The organism is Agromyces humi (genome assembly GCF_009720255.1).
In the GTDB taxonomy this organism is placed as follows: domain Bacteria; phylum Actinomycetota; class Actinomycetes; order Actinomycetales; family Microbacteriaceae; genus Agromyces; species Agromyces humi.
This window is the reverse complement of the sequence record NZ_WJSP02000547.1, coordinates 1-1,925: the sequence shown is the minus strand read 5'-3', so window position 1 is coordinate 1,925 and position 1,925 is coordinate 1. Positions and strand designations below refer to the sequence as shown.

Here is a 1,925-nt window from a genome sequence, read left to right as displayed (position 1 = left end):
CTCGCCCCGCATGCGGAGCTGGTGGGCTCGGCCGGCACCCCGCTCGACGGGGCGGTTCGGCTCGCGCGGCTCGTTGCCGCGGGCGACGCGCCGGCGCAGCATCCGCCGTTCATCTGGACGTCGCAGCCGAGCTGAGGCCTAGGCTGGCGCCATGGCCGACGCCGAACCGTACGAGCCCACCATCCCAGACCTCCGGGATCCGATCCGTGCCGCGTTGGACTCGGTGCTCGACGTCGCACGACCGCACACCGACGGTGCGCTCGCGTCGTACATCCCCGAGCTCACCAGGGCCGACCCCGAGGCGCTCGGCGCCGCACTCGCGAGCGTGCGCGGCAGCGTGCACGAGTCGGGCGACAGCGAGACGACGTTCACCATCCAGTCGGTGTCGAAGCCGTTCGTGTTCGCGCTCGCCCTCGAGCAGTCGGGGCTCGCCGAGGTGATCCGCCACGTCGGCGTCGAGCCGAGCGGCGAGCCGTTCAACGCCATCAGCCTCGAGCCGGCGACCGGCAGGCCGCTGAACCCGCTCATCAACGCGGGCGCGATCGTGATGAGCTCGCTCATCACGGGCGACACGGCCGCGGAGAAGTTCGCCATCATCCACGCCGGCCTCAACGCCTTCGCGGCTCGCGAGCTCGACCTCGACGAGTCGGTGTTCGAGTCCGAGCACGCCACCGGCGACCGCAACCGCGCCCTCGCCTACCTCACCCAGTCGGCCGGCACGCTCGGCTCGACGGCGGAGGTGGCGACGGGCGCCTACTTCCGGCAGTGCTCCGTGTCGGTGAACGCGCGCGACCTCGCCATCATGGCGGCGACGCTCGCGAACGGCGGCCGCAACCCGATCAGCGGCGAGCGCGTCATCGGCGAGGACGTCGCCCGCTGGACGACGTCGGTCATGACGAGCTGCGGCATGTACGACGCGTCGGGCGACTGGCTCGTGCACGTGGGACTGCCCGCGAAGAGCGGCGTGGGCGGCGGCATCGTGGCGATGCAGCCCGAGGAGTTCGGCATCGGCACCTTCAGCCCGCGGCTCGACGCGCGCGGCAACAGCGTGCGCGGCATCGTCATGTTGCGCACCCTGTCGGAACGGTACGGGCTGCACATGCTGCAGCACCGGGGTGCGCCGCACTCCCCGATCGCCCAGCTCGAGCGCGACGACCGGGTCGAGGGCGGCGGCGACACCATCGCGCGGCTGCGCGGCGAGGTGTTCTTCGCCGGCGCCGAGGAGGTGCTGACCCGGCTCGCTCCGCTCGTCGGTGACGGCGGATGCCTCGTGCTCGACTTCTCGAACGTGACCCGCGTCGGCGACGCAGCTGCCGCGCTGTTCCGCGGGCTGCCGGATGTCGCAGGGCTCGGCCCCGACGGCCGGCCGCGAGTCGCCGTGCTCGACCCCGAGGGAGTGCTCGTCGGCGACGCCTGACGTCAGGTCGCACCCGCCCGGTAGCGTGTCCCCATGGCCGAGACCAGCGCGGGCATCCTGCTCTACCGACGACAGCCCGGGCTCGAGCTGTTCATCGGACACATGGGCGGTCCGTTCTGGCGGGGCAAGGACGCCTCGGCGTGGTCCATCCCGAAGGGCACCTACACCGACGAGGAGCCGCTCGCGGCGGCGCTCCGCGAATTCGCCGAGGAGGTCGGGCGGCCGGCGCCCGAGGTGGAGTACGAGGAGCTCGGCCGGTTCCGCTACGCGTCGGGCAAGCTCGTGACGGTGTTCATCGGCGAGTCCGACTTCGATGCGGACGACGTGCGCAGCAACCTGTTCGAGATCGAGTGGCCGCCGCGCTCGGGTCGCCGCCAATCGTTCCCCGAGCTCGACGCCGCGGGATGGTTCTCCCCCGACGAGGCCCGCGAGCGGCTCGTGAAGGGCCAGCGGCCGGCGGTCGACGCCCTGGTGCGCCGCGTCGGCTGAACGCGCAGCGCACCGCGCA

General features: G+C 72.7%; 2 protein-coding genes. Both read left to right on the top strand.

Annotation, left to right across the window (positions count from 1 at the left end; genetic code table 11):
* The first annotated feature begins 151 nt into the window (after positions 1-151).
* Positions 152-1,417 (top strand): glutaminase A, encoded by a 1,266-nt coding sequence (gene glsA / locus GH736_RS22065; protein WP_159607100.1) that lies wholly within the window; start codon positions 152-154, stop codon positions 1,415-1,417.
* 33 nt (positions 1,418-1,450) lie between these two features.
* Positions 1,451-1,906 carry an NUDIX domain-containing protein gene (locus GH736_RS22060; RefSeq protein WP_159607098.1) on the top strand — a complete coding sequence of 152 codons (456 nt, stop codon included), beginning with the start codon at positions 1,451-1,453 and terminating at the stop codon, positions 1,904-1,906.
* Positions 1,907-1,925 lie beyond the last annotated feature (19 nt).

Coding starts and splice junctions, on each gene's coding strand:
- glsA (WP_159607100.1), top strand. CDS start 152: ATGGCCGACGCCGAACCGTACGAGCCCACCATCCCAGACCTCCGGGAT.
- GH736_RS22060 (WP_159607098.1), top strand. CDS start 1,451: ATGGCCGAGACCAGCGCGGGCATCCTGCTCTACCGACGACAGCCCGGG.